Annotated in this window: 16 protein-coding genes; 14 read left to right on the top strand and 2 right to left on the bottom strand. The window is 54.8% G+C overall.

Annotated elements, in window-relative coordinates:
• Nucleotides 1–3 precede the first annotated feature (3 nt).
• Genes neuB through ACZYUB_RS08400 form a run of 10 tightly spaced genes read left to right on the top strand, consistent with a single transcriptional unit; the run spans nucleotide 4 to nucleotide 9,195 of the window.
• A complete protein-coding gene (gene neuB, locus ACZYUB_RS08445) occupies nucleotides 4–1,089 on the top strand; it encodes an N-acetylneuraminate synthase (RefSeq protein ID WP_463947081.1) in 1,086 nt (361 codons plus the stop codon).
• Complete coding sequence (locus ACZYUB_RS08440; RefSeq protein WP_463947079.1) at nucleotides 1,086–1,700, top strand: acetyltransferase; 615 nt, start codon at nucleotides 1,086–1,088, stop codon at nucleotides 1,698–1,700. The genes neuB and ACZYUB_RS08440 overlap by 4 nt, the downstream gene beginning before the upstream one ends.
• A 56-nt stretch (nucleotides 1,701–1,756) precedes the next feature.
• Entirely contained in the window at nucleotides 1,757–2,809 is a 1,053-nt protein-coding gene (locus tag ACZYUB_RS08435; RefSeq protein ID WP_463947078.1) for a nucleotidyltransferase family protein, read from the top strand.
• Nucleotides 2,809–3,765, top strand: coding sequence for a Gfo/Idh/MocA family protein (locus tag ACZYUB_RS08430; protein ID WP_463947076.1), 957 nt, complete (start codon nucleotides 2,809–2,811; stop codon nucleotides 3,763–3,765). Before ACZYUB_RS08435 ends, ACZYUB_RS08430 begins: the two co-directional genes overlap by 1 nt.
• Nucleotides 3,758–4,492 carry an acylneuraminate cytidylyltransferase family protein gene (locus tag ACZYUB_RS08425; protein WP_463947074.1) on the top strand — a complete coding sequence of 245 codons (735 nt, stop codon included), beginning with the start codon at nucleotides 3,758–3,760 and terminating at the stop codon, nucleotides 4,490–4,492. Before ACZYUB_RS08430 ends, ACZYUB_RS08425 begins: the two co-directional genes overlap by 8 nt.
• A complete protein-coding gene (locus ACZYUB_RS08420) occupies nucleotides 4,489–5,268 on the top strand; it encodes an SDR family oxidoreductase (protein ID WP_463947072.1) in 780 nt (259 codons plus the stop codon). Before ACZYUB_RS08425 ends, ACZYUB_RS08420 begins: the two co-directional genes overlap by 4 nt.
• 43 nt (nucleotides 5,269–5,311) lie before the next feature.
• Nucleotides 5,312–5,956, top strand: coding sequence for an imidazole glycerol phosphate synthase subunit HisH (gene hisH / locus ACZYUB_RS08415; RefSeq protein ID WP_463947070.1), 645 nt, complete (start codon nucleotides 5,312–5,314; stop codon nucleotides 5,954–5,956).
• Nucleotides 5,949–6,758, top strand: a complete 810-nt coding sequence (locus tag ACZYUB_RS08410; protein WP_463947069.1) for a HisA/HisF-related TIM barrel protein — start codon at nucleotides 5,949–5,951, stop codon at nucleotides 6,756–6,758. Before hisH ends, ACZYUB_RS08410 begins: the two co-directional genes overlap by 8 nt.
• Before the next feature lie 22 nt (nucleotides 6,759–6,780).
• Nucleotides 6,781–8,058 carry an N-acetyl sugar amidotransferase gene (locus ACZYUB_RS08405; protein ID WP_463947067.1) on the top strand — a complete coding sequence of 426 codons (1,278 nt, stop codon included), beginning with the start codon at nucleotides 6,781–6,783 and terminating at the stop codon, nucleotides 8,056–8,058.
• Between the two features lie 3 nt (nucleotides 8,059–8,061).
• On the top strand, nucleotides 8,062–9,195 hold the full coding sequence (locus ACZYUB_RS08400; protein WP_463947065.1) for an N-acetyl sugar amidotransferase: 1,134 nt from the start codon (nucleotides 8,062–8,064) through the stop codon (nucleotides 9,193–9,195).
• Nucleotides 9,196–9,263: 68 nt separating this feature from the next.
• Here the strand turns inward: ACZYUB_RS08400 and ACZYUB_RS08395 are convergent, their stop codons facing one another.
• Both ACZYUB_RS08395 and fliS read right to left on the bottom strand, forming a co-directional pair.
• Entirely contained in the window at nucleotides 9,264–9,560 is a 297-nt protein-coding gene (locus ACZYUB_RS08395; RefSeq protein ID WP_463947063.1) for a hypothetical protein, read from the bottom strand.
• Nucleotides 9,557–9,976 carry a flagellar export chaperone FliS gene (gene fliS / locus ACZYUB_RS08390; protein ID WP_463947061.1) on the bottom strand — a complete coding sequence of 140 codons (420 nt, stop codon included), beginning with the start codon at nucleotides 9,974–9,976 and terminating at the stop codon, nucleotides 9,557–9,559. The genes ACZYUB_RS08395 and fliS overlap by 4 nt, the downstream gene beginning before the upstream one ends.
• A gap of 237 nt (nucleotides 9,977–10,213) precedes the next feature.
• On the opposite strand from fliS, the gene ACZYUB_RS08385 reads away from it, so the two are divergent.
• The 4 genes from ACZYUB_RS08385 (at nucleotide 10,214) to fliE (ending at nucleotide 14,700) form a co-directional block, all read left to right on the top strand.
• On the top strand, nucleotides 10,214–11,659 hold the full coding sequence (locus tag ACZYUB_RS08385) for a sigma-54 dependent transcriptional regulator (protein WP_463947059.1): 1,446 nt from the start codon (nucleotides 10,214–10,216) through the stop codon (nucleotides 11,657–11,659).
• Between the two features lie 132 nt (nucleotides 11,660–11,791).
• Nucleotides 11,792–12,838, top strand: coding sequence for a sensor histidine kinase (locus ACZYUB_RS08380; protein WP_463947057.1), 1,047 nt, complete (start codon nucleotides 11,792–11,794; stop codon nucleotides 12,836–12,838).
• Nucleotides 12,835–14,223, top strand: a complete 1,389-nt coding sequence (locus ACZYUB_RS08375) for a sigma-54-dependent transcriptional regulator (RefSeq protein WP_463947055.1) — start codon at nucleotides 12,835–12,837, stop codon at nucleotides 14,221–14,223. The genes ACZYUB_RS08380 and ACZYUB_RS08375 overlap by 4 nt, the downstream gene beginning before the upstream one ends.
• Nucleotides 14,224–14,376: 153 nt before the next feature.
• A complete protein-coding gene (gene fliE, locus ACZYUB_RS08370) occupies nucleotides 14,377–14,700 on the top strand; it encodes a flagellar hook-basal body complex protein FliE (RefSeq protein WP_463947053.1) in 324 nt (107 codons plus the stop codon).
• Nucleotides 14,701–14,709: the final 9 nt, after the last annotated feature.

Below are 14,709 nucleotides of genomic sequence, written 5' to 3'. Positions count from 1 at the left end.
TCTATGACCCATTCAGTTCAGCCGGTATTTATCATTGCCGAAGCCGGTGTCAATCATAACGGTGACCTACAACTGGCGCGGCAACTGATCCAGGCGGCCGCTCGCGCCGGTGCCGATGCCGTCAAATTTCAGAGTTTTGTGGTGGACGAGTTGGTTACACCCGATGTCGGCATGGCGGACTACCAGAAGCGGAATCTGGCGAGTCAAGACAGTCAATATCAGATGTTGAGTCGCTTAGCCTTGTCATTCGAGCAACAACAAGAGCTGGCCAGTTACGCGGCCGAGCAGGGGATTCTTTGGCTCTCTTCGCCCTTCGACCTTAAAAGCCTGGCATTTCTGGTGGGGACCATGCGCGTGCCGCTGCTGAAGATCCCCTCCGGCGAGTTGACCAATGGCCCCCTGCTGCTGGCTGCAGGTCGTAGCCAGTTGCCCTTGGTGGTGTCCACCGGAATGGCAACCTTGACGGAGATCGCTCAGGCGTTGGCAATTATCGCATTTGGCCTGTTACGAGCCGACGAGGAGCCGACACCCCATGAATTGAGTCGTGTGCTGGATGACTCGGCCGCCTGGCTTGCGTTGCGAGCTCATGTCACCTTGCTACATTGCACCAGCGAGTATCCTGCTTCCCCTGCCAGTATCAACCTGAACGCCATGCAGACCCTGCGAGAGCATTTTGCCTTGCCAGTCGGTTTTTCCGATCACAGTCAGGGGATCCATATCCCGGTTGCGGCGACGGCCATGGGGGCCGTGATGATCGAAAAACACTTCACCCTGGACCGCCAGCTTCCGGGGCCGGATCATCTGGCTTCATTGGAGCCGGATGAGTTGGCGCAAATGGTGACGCAGATCCGCGAGATCGAGCAGGCTCTCGGCAGTGGTCATAAACAGCCGACATCGGCCGAGCTGAATACGGCGGCCTGTGCGCGTCGTCGCTTAGTGGCGCTGCAACCGATCCAGGTGGGTGAGCGATTTGATACCAGCAATCTTGGTGTGCGCCGTCATCACTCGGGTCGCAGTGCTTTGGACTACTGGCAGTTGCTGGGCAAAGTCTCTGAGCAGGAATATTTGCCGGGCGAGGGGATAGTATGAAACCTGTCGTCCTGCTCGGGGGGGGCGGCCATGCCGCCGTGGTGCTGGATGTCCTGGAGCTCAACGCCATTCCGGTGGCCGGCTATCTGGCGCTCAGTCCGAGCGACCTGGATATCCCCTATCTGGGCGATGACTCCTGGTTGACCAATACCGCAGCAGCCGATTATCAGTTGGCGCTTGGGGTGGGAAGCATCAGGGTATCGCCATTGCGGCAACAGCTCTTTGAACGAGCCAAGGCCATGGGCTTTGCATTCGTCAGCGTGATCCATCCTGCTGCGACCGTCTCTCGTCGAGCCACTCTGGCTGAAGGGGTGCAAATCATGGCCGGAGCTGTGGTGCAGCCATGCTGTCGGCTGGCGGAAAATGTCATCATCAATACCTGTGCCTCGGTCGATCACCATGGTCAGCTTGCGGCTCATGTTCATATCGCTCCCGGCGCTCGCCTCAGTGGCGGCGTTTGTCTTGAACGGGGATGTCATGTCGGAACTGGAGCTGTAGTCATTCAGGGCGTCACTCTGGGTGTGGATTGCCTGGTGGCGGCCGGAGCCGTGGTTACGCGAAGCTGGCCCGCAGGGAGTCGGCTAAAAGGTGTGCCTGCCCGCGAGTTTTAGTTTGTTTCTGGCATTATACTTGCTGCATCTTGTGAAAAATCCGTGGGATAGCAGAAATGAAACGTTGGCAAAATGCACTGATTTCTCCTGACAGTACCATTGAGCAGGCCATCATGGTCATCGACAAGAGTGGCTTGAAGGTGGCTCTGGTCGTCGATGCTGGACGTAAATTGCTGGGCACGGTGACGGATGGTGATGTGCGTCGTGGTTTGCTACGGCACTTGCCACTGACCGCCATGGTGCATGAGATCATGCAGACCTCGCCGGTCACCAGCCGGGAAAATCAGGCTCGCGATGAGTTGTTGCGCCAGATGAATCAATATGGCATCGAGCAGATTCCGGTACTGGATGATGCAGGCTGTCTGATTGGTTTACAGACCCTCCAAGAACTCAATCAACCGCAAACGCTAGACAATACCGTTATCCTGATGGCGGGGGGAGTTGGTTCCCGATTACGCCCGTTGACCGCCAATTGTCCGAAACCCATGCTCAAGGTCGGAGCCAAGCCACTCTTGGAAACTATCATCGAGAGTTTTGCCGAACACGGTTTCCGGAATTTCTTCCTGTCCGTCAATTATCTGGCGGACATGGTCAAGGACTACTTTGAGGACGGCAGTCAGTGGGGAGTCAATATCCGCTACCTGGAAGAGGATAAGCCCCTGGGAACTGCTGGCGCTCTGGGCCTGATCCCGCAGGAGGCGCTAGAGCTTCCGGCATTGGTGATGAATGGCGATATTCTGACGCGGGTGGATTTCGCTGCCTTGCTTAAATTCCATCAACAACACCACTCGGCGGCCACTATGTGCGTCCGGGAATGGCAATACCAGGTCCCTTATGGCGTGGTCAACTCGGAAGGTCACCGCATCCTGGGCATCACCGAGAAGCCGGTAGAACATTACTTCGTCAATGCGGGTATCTATGTACTGGATAAGCCCGCCTTTGCTCGCATTCAACCCGGCGAATATCTGGACATGCCCACTCTGTTTAACCAATTGATTGCGGCCCAGGAGGCGACCAGCATTTTTCCGATCCGGGAGTATTGGCTGGACATAGGTCAGCACAATGATTTTGAGCGCGCCAATAAGGATATTTACGAGGCCGGTTTCTAATGAAGGTCCTGGTTGTTGGCTTTGGCAGCATCGCCAAGAAACACCTGCATAATCTGCGACAACTCTACCCGCAGGTCCGCTTGGCTGTGTGGTGCCGACCGGGCAAGGCACGCGATGCCTGTGGGCTAGAAGCACTATTCCATCACATCGATGAGGTTCTGGCCTGGCGACCGGAATATGTAATCGTCGCGTCTCCAGCCACTCTGCACGCCGAACATGTGGTTGCGCTGGCCGGGTTACAGGTTCCTATGTTGGTGGAGAAACCTCTAGCCAGCACCCTGGGCGACGGACAGCGACTGCTGGCTGCCCTGCAAAGCCCCTGTTTACTTGGCTACCAATTGCGATTCACGGATGGTTTCCTGCAACTGCGAGAGTGGTTGCCAGAATTGGGGGCTCTGCATCTGGTGCGCCTCGAGGTTGGCCAATATTTACCCCATTGGCGTCCGGATACTCCGGTGGCTGACATGGTCTCTGCCAATCCTGCGCTCGGTGGTGGAGCCTTGTTGGAGTTAAGCCATGAACTGGATTTAGTCTGTGCTCTGCTCGGAGTGCCAAGTCGGGTGTATGCGGCCCAAGCCCCTGCTTCACATCTGAAACTGGCCGTCGATGAGTGTGTCGAGCTGACGTTACATTACGCTCAGGGACCTCTGGTGCAGGTGCATCTGGATATGTTGCAATTCAAACCGTGCCGTCAGAGCAAGTGGTTGGGCGAAAAGGGGCAGCTTGAATGGGACATGTTGCAGAATCGACTCTGTTGGTATGACGCGCATGGCGTTTTAGTGCAACAGATGCAGGGGCAGAGTACGCCGCAGCAGGTGGCTCAGCGCCAGTTACAAGCCTGGATTGAGCAACAATCCGGCGCCGCGACCGCTGCGCAGGGACTGAACGCCTTACGCATCGTCGAGGCGGCTCGACGCTCCATAAAATCAGGGTGTGAGGTAATGGTGGATGGGTGATGCAGCATTAGCGTTTATTTTTGCACGGGGAGGCTCCAAGGGCATACCCGGCAAGAACATTACCCCGTTGGGTGGCAAGCCATTGATTGCCCACAGTATTGAACAGGCGTTATGCCATCCAGATATCGGTAGAGTCGTGGTTTCTACCGATGATGCGGCGATTGCCGCCGTAGCCCGTGATTATGGTGCCGAGGTGCCTTTTCTGCGTCCGGCTGAGTTGGCCTCGGACACCGCCTCCGAATGGCTGGCCTGGCAGCATGCCGTGACCTTTTGTCTTGAGACCGGTTATGAGTTTTCCACCTTTATCAGCCTGCCGACGACGGCTCCGTTGCGAAATCATCAGGATATCTCGGCGTGTCTGGATCGTTACCGGATTGGGGATGTGGATCTGGTGTTAACGGGTACGCCAGCTGCTCGCAGTCCCTATTTCAATATGGTCAAGACGAACGGGGAGGGGCTGGTCGAGTTGGCGGTGCCGGGAGCTTATCGTCGCAGACAGGATGCGCCGACACTCTTTGATTTAACCACGGTGGCCTATGTCAGCTCCCCACAGTTTATTTTAACCGCTGACAGTCTGTGGGCTGGACGGGTTGCCTTGGTGACGGTGCCCAGAGAGCGTGCCATCGATATCGATGAGCCACTCGATCTGTATCTGGCTGAATGTCTGTATCAACGGGCGTTGACGTCCGCTATCGCTATTTCAGAGCAACAGGAGCAACCATCATGAGTGTTCGTCTGCTGGACCGACTGGCCGATTTGAGTGGCCGGGTTGCTTTGGTAACCGGAGCGGCTGGACATCTGGGACAGCTGTTCTGCCGGGTATTGCTGGAGCAGGGGGCCACGGTTTACGGTGTTGATCGTCCTGCGGCGCTCCATCAATTGCCTGCAGGAGTGAGGGCTCTGGGCGTTGAATTGGCAGCACCGGAGGCGATAGAGCAGATCGCCGAGATACTGGCAACGGCCGGACGCCTGGACATATTGATCAATAATGCTGCTTTTGTCGGCACTGATGCCCATCCGGGATGGGGCGTGCCCTTTGAACAACAATCGGTCGAAACTTGGCGTAATTGTCTGGAAGTCAATCTGACCGTGCCGTTTGCGCTGGTGCAGCGGCTGACACCTTTGTTGCGAGCCAGCGGCCATGGTGCCGTGGTCAATGTCGGTTCTATCTATGGCGAAATGGGTCCTGACTGGAGCCTGTATGACGGAACAACCATGGCTAATCCGGCTGCTTATGGCGCCAGTAAGGGGGGCCTGCATCAATTGACACGTTGGTTAGCGACTACGTTGGCTCCGGATATCCGGGTCAATACCCTGGTTCCGGGAGGGATCTTCCGCCAGCAACCGGAGTCTTTTGTCGCAGCCTATTCCAAGCGCACCCCGTTGGGACGGATGGCGCATGAGGAAGATATGGCGGGTGCCTTGCTCTATCTGTGTTCGGATCTTTCCGCCTATGTCACCGGCCATGCATTGCCAGTCGATGGCGGCTGGCAAGCGTGGTGATGAGATGGAAAATAATAATTCAAAACTCGATGGAGAGGTATGAATGGGTGCAGCTTTGAAAGTGGCATTGATCGACTATGACATGGGGAATCTACGTTCCATTGCGAATGCCATCCACCATATTGGCGATTATCAGGTCGATGTAACCGCAGATCCGGCGGTTATTCGTCATGCCGATTGCCTTATTTTACCGGGTGTCGGTGCTTATCCGGATGCTATGGCCAGCCTGCGCGGCAAAGAGTTACTGCCGGTGCTTAATGAGCAGGTGCTTGAACAGCGCAAGCCGGTATTGGGGATCTGTCTGGGCATGCAGCTGTTGTTTGACTCCTCGGCCGAAGGTGGGCGTCATGCCGGATTGGGCTGGATCCCGGGCAGTGTCGAACTGATGCAGTTGGCACCCGAATTCCGCATTCCACATGTCGGTTGGAATGATCTGCAGGTGCAGCAAAACTCCCGCTTTTTCAGCTCGCTGGGTGACGATAAAAACTTCTATTTCGTGCATAGCTATCACGCCGTATGTGCGCCAGAGCATGTGATTGCCACTTTCGAGTACGACCATGTCATGACGGCTGCGGTACGGCGAGATAATGTGGTTGGCATGCAGTTTCACCCCGAAAAAAGCCAGCTGAACGGCATGCGGGTGCTGCAGGAATTCATGACATGGGCAAAGGAGTCAGCACATGCTTAAGGTTCGGTTGATCCCATGCATAGTGACAAAAAATGAGCTGGTGGTGCAGAGTTTTAACTTTCGTAAGTATCTGCCGATCGGCAACGTCAAAACAGCCATCGAGTTCTTTGTGAACTGGGATGTGGACGAGATTGTGATTCTGGATATTGATGCCTCCCGTGAGGGGCGGGGACCCAATGTCGAACTGGTCGCATGGGCGGCGAAAGAGTGTTTTGTGCCGCTGACAATTGGTGGCGGTATCCGCACCGTGCAACACATCCGGGATCTGCTGAAGGCCGGGGCCGATAAGGTGTGCCTGAACAGTGTGGTGTATGACCACGAAGCATTTATCACCGAGGCTGCTGCGGTCTTTGGTTGTCAGTGTATTACCGTGTCCATTGATGCCATCGAAACTGAGGATGGTTACCGGGTGTTCAATCATTTAACTCGAGCCATATTGCCACAGACTCCGGCCGAGCAGGCCCGCAGGCTGGAAGCATTGGGGGCTGGCGAGATCTTTCTGAACTCCGTTGATCGGGATGGTTGTCGTCAGGGCTATGATCTGGCGTTACTACGCTCAGTTGCCAGTGAGGTGTCGATACCTGTCATCGCCTGTGGTGGTGTTGGTAAAATGGCTGATCTAGCTGCCGGCGTTTTGCAAGGTGGCTGCCAAGCCGTGGCTGCAGCGAATATTTTCCAGCATACCGAGCACAGTACGATAGCAGCGAAGTCCCATTTACTGAGCTCTGGTGTCCAGGTGCGTCTGAGCTCCAACGTCAAGTACGAAGACTTCAAGTTCGACATTATGGGCCGCCCCTACTGATCTTGCGAAGGTGAAATAGATTATGAAGTACTGCAAACGTTGTCTCTATCCAGCTAATCATCCGCTGAATATCACCTTTGATGAGCGCGGAGTCTGTAGTGGTTGTCTGGTACATGAAGAAAAATATGAGATCGATTGGCAAAGTAAGGCGCAAGAACTCGAAGCTATAGTGGCGCAATACCGGCAACGCGCGAATACCAGTTATGACTGTGTTATTCCGGTATCAGGTACGGGAGATGATTTTTTTATTGTTGATACTATCAAACACAAATATGGTCTGAATCCGTTGTTGGTAACCTATAACACCCATTTCAGTACCAAGGTCGGGGTTCGTAATCTGGCTCGGCTAATTACCAAGCTGGACTGTGATCACATGATGTCGACGGTTGGGCCGGATACAGTCAAAGAAGTTACTCGTATTACGTTGAAAAAAATGGGTGATATGTACTGGCATGTTTTGGCTGGTAGCCAGACGTTTCCGGTACAGGTCGCGACCAAATTAGGTATTCCCCTCATTATTTGGGGAGTCAATGGTTGGTTGGATCAAGTCGGCATGTTTTCACATTTCGATCAAGTCGAGATGACCAAAAAGGTTCGAAAGGAACATGGTCTTCGAGGTTGGGATGCTGAATCATTGATTGGAGAAAGCCCGAAAATTTCGAAAAAGGATCTGCAGGCTTTTACTTATCCATCAGATGAACAACTGGAACGTTCCCGTGTTCGGGGCCTTTATTTGGGCAATTACCTGTTTTGGGATTCGCAGTGTCAAGTTGAGGCCATGATTGAAAAATATGGTTATGAGACGGCACCTCAGGAACGCACCTATAACAGCTACGAATCTATTTACTGCTGGAATAATGCCAGTGTGCACGATTACGTCAAATTTTTGAAGCATGGTTATGGCAAGGCAAGTGATCATGCCTCGCGAGATATCCGCCTCAAGCGTAAAAGTCGTGAAGAAGGGATTGCCCTGGTGGCTCAGTATGAAGGCATTAAACCGGCCGCTCTGCCGAAATTTCTCGAGTGGGTTGGTATGAGCGAAAGCGAATTTCTCGCCTGTATTGATCCATTTCGGGATCCTGAGATTTGGGCGAAAGATACGCGTGGTGAGTGGGTGTTACGGGATTCAGTAACCCGGCATTCTGAGGATGCGGGTGTCGATGAGGCTCGCTTAGCCATCACAGATCCGCGAGATTATCGGCTGACGCCGCTCCTTGAGCCTCAACTGCAGAGTGATGACTATATCCTGATGGGGCGTACCTACATGGATGACCATAACTTCAAGGCGATAGAGGGCTAATCGATGCGATATTGCAGCAATTGTGTCATGCCGGATACCAAGCCCGGAGTGGTACTCGATGAGCGAGGCTACTGCAACGCCTGTCGGACCAAGGAGCTGAAGGCCAGCATCGACTGGACGGCCCGATTTGAACAACTCAGTGAGTTGGTGGCTGAAATTAAAGCCGCCAATAATCCTTTCTATGATTGCATCGTCGCCGTTAGTGGCGGTAAAGACAGTTGGTATCAAGCTTTAATTTTAGCCGAACGTTTCGGGCTTAAAACTCTATGCGTTACTCTGGCGACTCATTTGCCAACTACCGAAGGAATCGCTAATTTAAACAATATGATCAAGGATCTGAATGTTGATCATATGAAAATCACCCTGAAGCCAAGTGTATTCCGCGAGATCCGTCGGCGCTGCTTTTTGCGTCAGGGGGAGCCTAATTGGGCTGAACATTGTGCCATGTTTGCCAGCGTAGTGAATACCGCTCTGATCTATGATGTACCTCTGGTCATCTGGGGTGAAGATATTGCATTTGAATTTGGCGGGTTACAACGTCAAGAGAGTAAGCCTTCCGCATTGGCGATTGATAAAAACGATTTGGTAAAGGGTAAGACCATATTTGATTGGCTGGATGATGATATATCCAAGCGGGATGTTTTCTTCTATCAATATCCAGACTATCAAAAACTAAAAGAGGCTGGCATTAAAAGTATTTATCTTGGTCATTATATAAAGTGGGATGGCCGTAAACATTATAATGCAGTCAAGGAACGTGGGTTTACCGGTCGAGCGTTAGGGCCATTATCGGGTAATTATATCGATTACGACAATATTGATGAAAAACTGTGTGAGATTAACATTTGGTTTAAATATCTGAAATTCGGTTTCTGGCGCTCTACGGATCAGTGCTGCTATGACATCTGGAATGATCGTCTTAGTCGTGATGAGGCAGTGGATATTGTTCTTCGATTATCGGACCAATTTCCGCGTGAATATTTTCATGATTTCTTGCGATTCCATAAGCTGAGTGAGCAAGAATTTTGGGATACAGTCGAAAAATTCCGAAACAAAAACATATGGGAGCAGGCGGGGGAACGTTGGCGAATGAAATATCCAGTTATTAAACTGTCGCAGTCAGCAGTAAATAAGTAACTAATGGCAATTTTATTGCGAATAAATATAAATGTTTTCCGAACAACAATAATAAAGTCACGGCGCCATCAGGCGCCGTAGCTTTTTTTGACTTGCTGGCTGCGTTTGAGATTGAGCAGTTCCTGCTTCAGCGATTCGCGGTGCGTGTTGGCCTTGTTGACCAGGATCCCCAGCACATAGCGCAGCTGCTCCAGCTCTTGCTGTTCGGCCGCTAACTGCTGTGGCGTGGCTTGATCCAGGTGGGCCTGAATGGCCGCCGTCAAGGCGCCAACCGCCGGAAAGTCGTCATCCAGCAACTCGTCGGGTTGATTCAGCGCCTGATAGAGCTGCTCCAGTAGCTGCGGGATATCCTGCTGTGCTGTCATGACGTCTGGCCCGCTTTCTTGGCCTTGAATTCGTTGCGCACCTCGCTAGGGATGCCGTCCCAGCCTTCCTTGATGTTGATGAAGATCTTGGCGACTTCGTCGAGTTTTTCCTGGCTGTTCTGCAGGTTGGCTTCGGTCAGGGTGCGAATGCTGTAGTCGTAGAGTGCCGCCAGGTTCTGTGCCACTTCGCCTCCCTGTTCCAGATCCAGGCTGCCTTGCAACTCGCCGATCAGCGCCAGGGCCTTGTTCAGTGATTTGGCTTTGCCTTCCACGTCCTTGCGTTCGATGGATCCTTTGGTCGCGGCGATATTGCCGAGGATGTGCTGCAGTACAATCGAGATCAAGGTGTGGGGATCGGCATCATCAATATTGCTGACGCTGGCCTGACGATACTGCTGGATGGATAGTCTGGTCATCTTGGGTTCTCTCTTGTTCACAATCAATGGCGGCTGCCAGTATGCCCTATAAGCGTATTATCGTCCCAGCTCCGCGAGGCTTTAATGGTATTCGTCACGAAACAATCACCCATCACCGAGTGGGCATAGGATTTATTTTGACACTGTGTCATTATTTTGTCGGTGATGGCTCATCGCTGGTTGTGTCGGTAGCACTAGCAGAAATCGGGCCGAATATTCAAAGCATTAGGTGGTGGCATGCGTGAGCAGAAGTGCGTCCTGATTATCGATGGTGATGAAAAGCGCCGTCAACAGATGGAGACGGTACTCAATTTCATGGGGTTTGATTGGCGGTGTGGGGATGAGCCGGATTGTCTGGCCTACCTGGATGGTGCCGACGACCTGCTGGGCGTGGTGGTGGGGAGCCTGCAAACCCGCACTCTGGAGCAGCTGTTGGGGGCTTATCCGCAGATCCCGTTTTTAAGCTATCAGCTCCAGGGCACAGTGGGCTGTGGTTCCGGGTCCACCAACCTGCTGGGGCAACTCAGTGATCCGGTCGGCTATGACCAACTGACCAGTCTGCTGCATCTGTGCCACACCTTCATGGCGCTGCGCAGTCACCAGGGCGAATCCCAGGATCAGAAGCTGTTGAAGTTTCTGGTCGGTAAGGGCATGGCGATGCAGGAAGTGCGTCGGCTCATCAGCCAGGTCGCGGATAAAGACGCCAACGTGTTGATCCTCGGTGAATCCGGTACCGGCAAGGAGGTGGTGGCGCGCGCCATCCATGAATTGTCGCCCCGCGCCAATGGCCCCTTTGTGCCGGTGAACTGTGGCGCCATTCCGGGGGAGCTGCTGGAGAGCGAGTTGTTTGGTCATGAGAAGGGCTCGTTTACCGGCGCCATCTCCGCCCGTCGCGGTCGCTTCGAACTGGCAGAGGGCGGGACCCTGTTTCTGGATGAAATCGGCGATATGCCGATGCCGATGCAGGTCAAGCTGTTGCGTGTTCTGCAGGAGCGGCTGTTCGAGCGGGTGGGTGGCAGCAAACCGATCAAGGCTGATGTGCGGGTGATTGCCGCGACGCACCGCAATCTGGAACAGATGATCATCGAGCAAAGTTTCCGTGAAGATCTCTACTATCGGTTGAATGTGTTTCCCATCGAGACACCATCCTTGCGCGAGCGGGCCGATGATATTCCCTTGCTGCTGCAGGAGTTGCTGAACCGGCATGGTGGTGAGCACAAGGCTTGGCTGCGGTTTACCCAACGAGCCATGGAATCGCTGATGCAGCATCGCTGGCCGGGCAACGTGCGCGAACTTTCCAATCTGGTCGAGCGCCTGTTGATCCTGTTTCCCAACCGGATTGTCGATGTCAAGGATCTGCCGGTGAAGTATCGCTATGGCAGCGATGTGTGGCAGGAAACCGGGCCGGTGAATGAACAGGCGGAGCGCGATGCGTTGATCGATGTGCTCTCCGAACCCTTTGAACAACCCGAGGAGCCGATGGCGGATCCCTTTAGCCAGGTGCTGCCGGAGGAAGGTCTCAACCTCAAGGATCTGCTGGCCGAGCTAGAAATTGGCATGATCCGTCAGGCATTGGAAATGCAGGATGGTGTCGTGGCCCGCGCCGCCGATATGCTCGGTATGCGCCGGACCACGCTGGTCGAAAAGATGAAAAAATATGACATGACCGCTCGGGACATGTAGCAACTGGGGCCTATAGGTAGTTACCAGGAGCTCACTCCTCTCCTCCAACAAGGCGCTGCGGCGCCTTTTCTATTTTTGGCACGCATATTGAATAAACCCGAATTATCCCAGTCGCTCACGGGTTTATGACGTATGACAACATCCACTTTCTCCAACTCGCCCGACGTATGGTCCTCGCCATCCTTGTTTGGCGAGATCTTCAATGAAGTCCCCTCCGGCTTGGTATTGCTCGATGGCTCGGGTCGGGTGGCCCGCGCCAATCGCGCCGCACTGACACTATTGGGGGAGCCGTTGGAGGGGGAAAGTTGGGGCAACATCATCCAGCGCGTGTTCTGCCTACGTCCCGATGATGGTCATGAAGTCTCGTTACGGAATGGCCGCCGGGTTCAGATCTCGACCCAGCCACTGAAGCAGCAAGAGGGGCAGCTGATCCAGATCACCGATCTGACCGAGACCCGTTGCCTGCAGGATCAGCTCAGCCATATGGAGCGGTTGTCGGCACTGGGCAAGATGGCCGCCTCGCTGGCTCACCAGATCCGCACCCCGTTGGCGGCGGCTATGTTGTACGGTGCCAATCTGGCCAATCGCACCCTGAGCAATGAGGCTCGTGGCAGTTTCCAGAAGAAATTGATGGATCGGTTGCGGGATCTGGAAACTCAGGTCAGCGACGTACTGCTGTTTGCCCGCAATGGCGAACAGCAGGTGGTGAGCGCCATTGAATTGACGGAGCTCATCACCAGCATCGAGCGCGGTGCGGAAGCCATGCTGCAACAGGTCGGCGCCAGTTTGCGCATCGAGATGGACAGCCCTCCGATCCCCTTGCTGGCCAACAGCTCGGCACTGGCCAGCGCCATCAATAATCTGCTGGCCAATGCGCTGCAGGCGGGGGCCACCCAGTTGCTGATCAGTGCCCATCGCACCGGGGATGATGTGCTGCTGCGGGTCGTGGATAACGGTCGGGGCATGTCCCGGGAGTTACTGGCCCGGATCTTCGAGCCCTTCTATACCACCCGCAGTAATGGTACCGGACTGGGATTGGCGGTGGTGCAATCTGTTGTTCAGGCCCATCAGGGCAAGATTGAAGTGGCATCGGTGGAGGGCGAGGGCAGTTGCTTCACCCTGCGCTTGCCGTGTCATCAGGCCGTGGCTCAGCGCCAGGCCGTTGGAGGTGCATCATGAGTCAGGCACGCATTCTGGTAGTTGAAGACGATCATGGCCTGCGCGAGGCGATTGTCGATACCCTGTTGCTGGCGGGCTATGCCTGCCAGGAAGCCGACAGTGCCGAGGCCGCGTTACTGCAGCTTGGGCGTCAATCCGTTGACATGGTGATTTCCGATATCCAAATGGGCGGCATGGATGGTCATACCCTGCTGAGTAACATCCGGGTGAAATACCCCCAGACGCCGGTACTGTTGATGACCGCCTACGCCAACATCGATGGTGCGGTCCGGGCGATGCGCGAAGGGGCGATCGATTATCTGGCCAAGCCGTTTTCACCGGAAGTGCTGCTCAATCAGGTCAGCCGCTATGTGCCGCCGCAACGCATCGAGCGCAAGACGCCGGTGTACGGCGATGCCAAAACTGCCGAATTGCTGCAACTGGCGGCGCGGGTAGCCCGCTCCGAAGCTACCGTGATGGTGACTGGTCCCAGCGGCACCGGGAAAGAGGTGCTGGCGCGTTATATTCATGATCAATCCAACCGTGCCGAGCAGCCCTTTGTGGCGATCAACTGTGCCGCGATCCCGGAGAATATGCTCGAAGCCACGCTCTTCGGCTATGAAAAAGGCGCCTTTACCGGTGCGGTTCAAGGCTGTCCCGGCAAGTTTGAACAGGCCCAGGGCGGCACCCTGCTGCTGGACGAAATCACGGAAATGGACTTGGCCCTACAGGCGAAATTGTTGCGGGTGCTGCAGGAGCGCGAAGTGGAACGCCTGGGGAGTCGCAAGACCATACCGCTGGATGTGCGGGTTATTGCCACCAGTAATCGGGATCTCCGCCAGGCGGTGGCGGCTGGTTTGTTCCGTGAGGATCTCTTCTATCGGCTGAATGTATTCCCGCTGCGCTGGCAGCCGCTGGTGGATCGGCCGGGAGATATACTGCCGATTGCCGAACATCTGCTGCAATGGCATGCCAGTCAGCAGGGCGCCAGCGTGCCGACGCTCGATGCTGCTGCGGCCGAGCGGTTGCTGCACTATCGCTGGCCGGGTAATGTTCGCGAGCTGGACAACGTCATTCAGCGCGCGCTGATCCTGAGCGATGGCTGCCTGATCCAGGCCTGCGATCTGATCCTGGATGAGCAGCAGTGGCCGGGCGTTGCGGATGACGAGCCGGAGGATGGATCCCTGCGCGGTGAGGATCTCAGTTGGGAATATACCGAGCGCCTGCCGGGGATGGAGCGGCTGGGGAATGAGCTGCGGCAACAGGAGCACCAGATCATCCTCGATACCCTGATTGCCTGCCAGGGCAGCCGTAAGGAAGTGGCCGACCGTCTGGGCATCAGCCCGCGTACCCTGCGCTATAAGCTGGCGCGCATGCGCGACGTCGGCATCGAAGTGCCGGATTAATTTTTTTCTCTCCAGCCCGCCATCCGGCGGGCTCTTGTTGTAAAATCCCCCCGCTTTCCAGTGAGTTAGACGATATATGTTCCTGGCACTTAAATTGCAGACACAGGGTATCCCCCTGGGGTTGTCAATTTAATGTCGCTGTGAGGAACCGCTATGGACGTGCAAGCTAGCTCTTTGTTCAAGGATTTTGAGGCCCTTCGCTTCGAGGCCCTGGGTTCCGGTTCCCGCGCCACACCGATGAATGGTGAGGTGCAGCAGGATTTTGGTCAGGCGCTCAAGATGGCGCTGGAAAATGTCAACTCACTGCAACAAGATGCCAGTACGCTGCGCACCCGCTTTGATATGGGCGATCGCAGTATCAATCTTTCGGATGTGATGATTGCAGGGCAAAAGTCCTCCATAGCGTTTGAAGCCACAGTCCAGGTGCGCAACAAGGTGGTCGAAGCCTACAAGACCATCATGAATATGCCGGTGTAAGTGAAGGGG

The sequence above is a fragment of the Pseudaeromonas sp. HNCC25DJ182 genome (assembly GCF_055413365.1).
This window is presented reverse-complemented; position numbering and strand designations above follow the sequence as displayed.

Excerpts from the sequence above, each read along its gene's own strand:
- hisH (WP_463947070.1), top strand. The coding sequence starts at position 5,312 with ATGGGTGCAGCTTTGAAAGTGGCATTGATCGACTATGACATGGGGAAT.
- ACZYUB_RS08385 (WP_463947059.1), top strand. The coding sequence starts at position 10,214 with ATGCGTGAGCAGAAGTGCGTCCTGATTATCGATGGTGATGAAAAGCGC.
- ACZYUB_RS08430 (WP_463947076.1), top strand. The coding sequence starts at position 2,809 with ATGAAGGTCCTGGTTGTTGGCTTTGGCAGCATCGCCAAGAAACACCTG.
- ACZYUB_RS08375 (WP_463947055.1), top strand. The coding sequence starts at position 12,835 with ATGAGTCAGGCACGCATTCTGGTAGTTGAAGACGATCATGGCCTGCGC.
- ACZYUB_RS08420 (WP_463947072.1), top strand. The coding sequence starts at position 4,489 with ATGAGTGTTCGTCTGCTGGACCGACTGGCCGATTTGAGTGGCCGGGTT.
- ACZYUB_RS08435 (WP_463947078.1), top strand. The coding sequence starts at position 1,757 with ATGAAACGTTGGCAAAATGCACTGATTTCTCCTGACAGTACCATTGAG.
- fliE (WP_463947053.1), top strand. The coding sequence starts at position 14,377 with ATGGACGTGCAAGCTAGCTCTTTGTTCAAGGATTTTGAGGCCCTTCGC.
- neuB (WP_463947081.1), top strand. The coding sequence starts at position 4 with ATGACCCATTCAGTTCAGCCGGTATTTATCATTGCCGAAGCCGGTGTC.
- ACZYUB_RS08400 (WP_463947065.1), top strand. The coding sequence starts at position 8,062 with ATGCGATATTGCAGCAATTGTGTCATGCCGGATACCAAGCCCGGAGTG.
- fliS (WP_463947061.1), bottom strand. The coding sequence starts at position 9,976 with ATGACCAGACTATCCATCCAGCAGTATCGTCAGGCCAGCGTCAGCAAT.
- ACZYUB_RS08440 (WP_463947079.1), top strand. The coding sequence starts at position 1,086 with ATGAAACCTGTCGTCCTGCTCGGGGGGGGCGGCCATGCCGCCGTGGTG.
- ACZYUB_RS08425 (WP_463947074.1), top strand. The coding sequence starts at position 3,758 with ATGGGTGATGCAGCATTAGCGTTTATTTTTGCACGGGGAGGCTCCAAG.
- ACZYUB_RS08395 (WP_463947063.1), bottom strand. The coding sequence starts at position 9,560 with ATGACAGCACAGCAGGATATCCCGCAGCTACTGGAGCAGCTCTATCAG.
- ACZYUB_RS08405 (WP_463947067.1), top strand. The coding sequence starts at position 6,781 with ATGAAGTACTGCAAACGTTGTCTCTATCCAGCTAATCATCCGCTGAAT.
- ACZYUB_RS08410 (WP_463947069.1), top strand. The coding sequence starts at position 5,949 with ATGCTTAAGGTTCGGTTGATCCCATGCATAGTGACAAAAAATGAGCTG.
- ACZYUB_RS08380 (WP_463947057.1), top strand. The coding sequence starts at position 11,792 with ATGACAACATCCACTTTCTCCAACTCGCCCGACGTATGGTCCTCGCCA.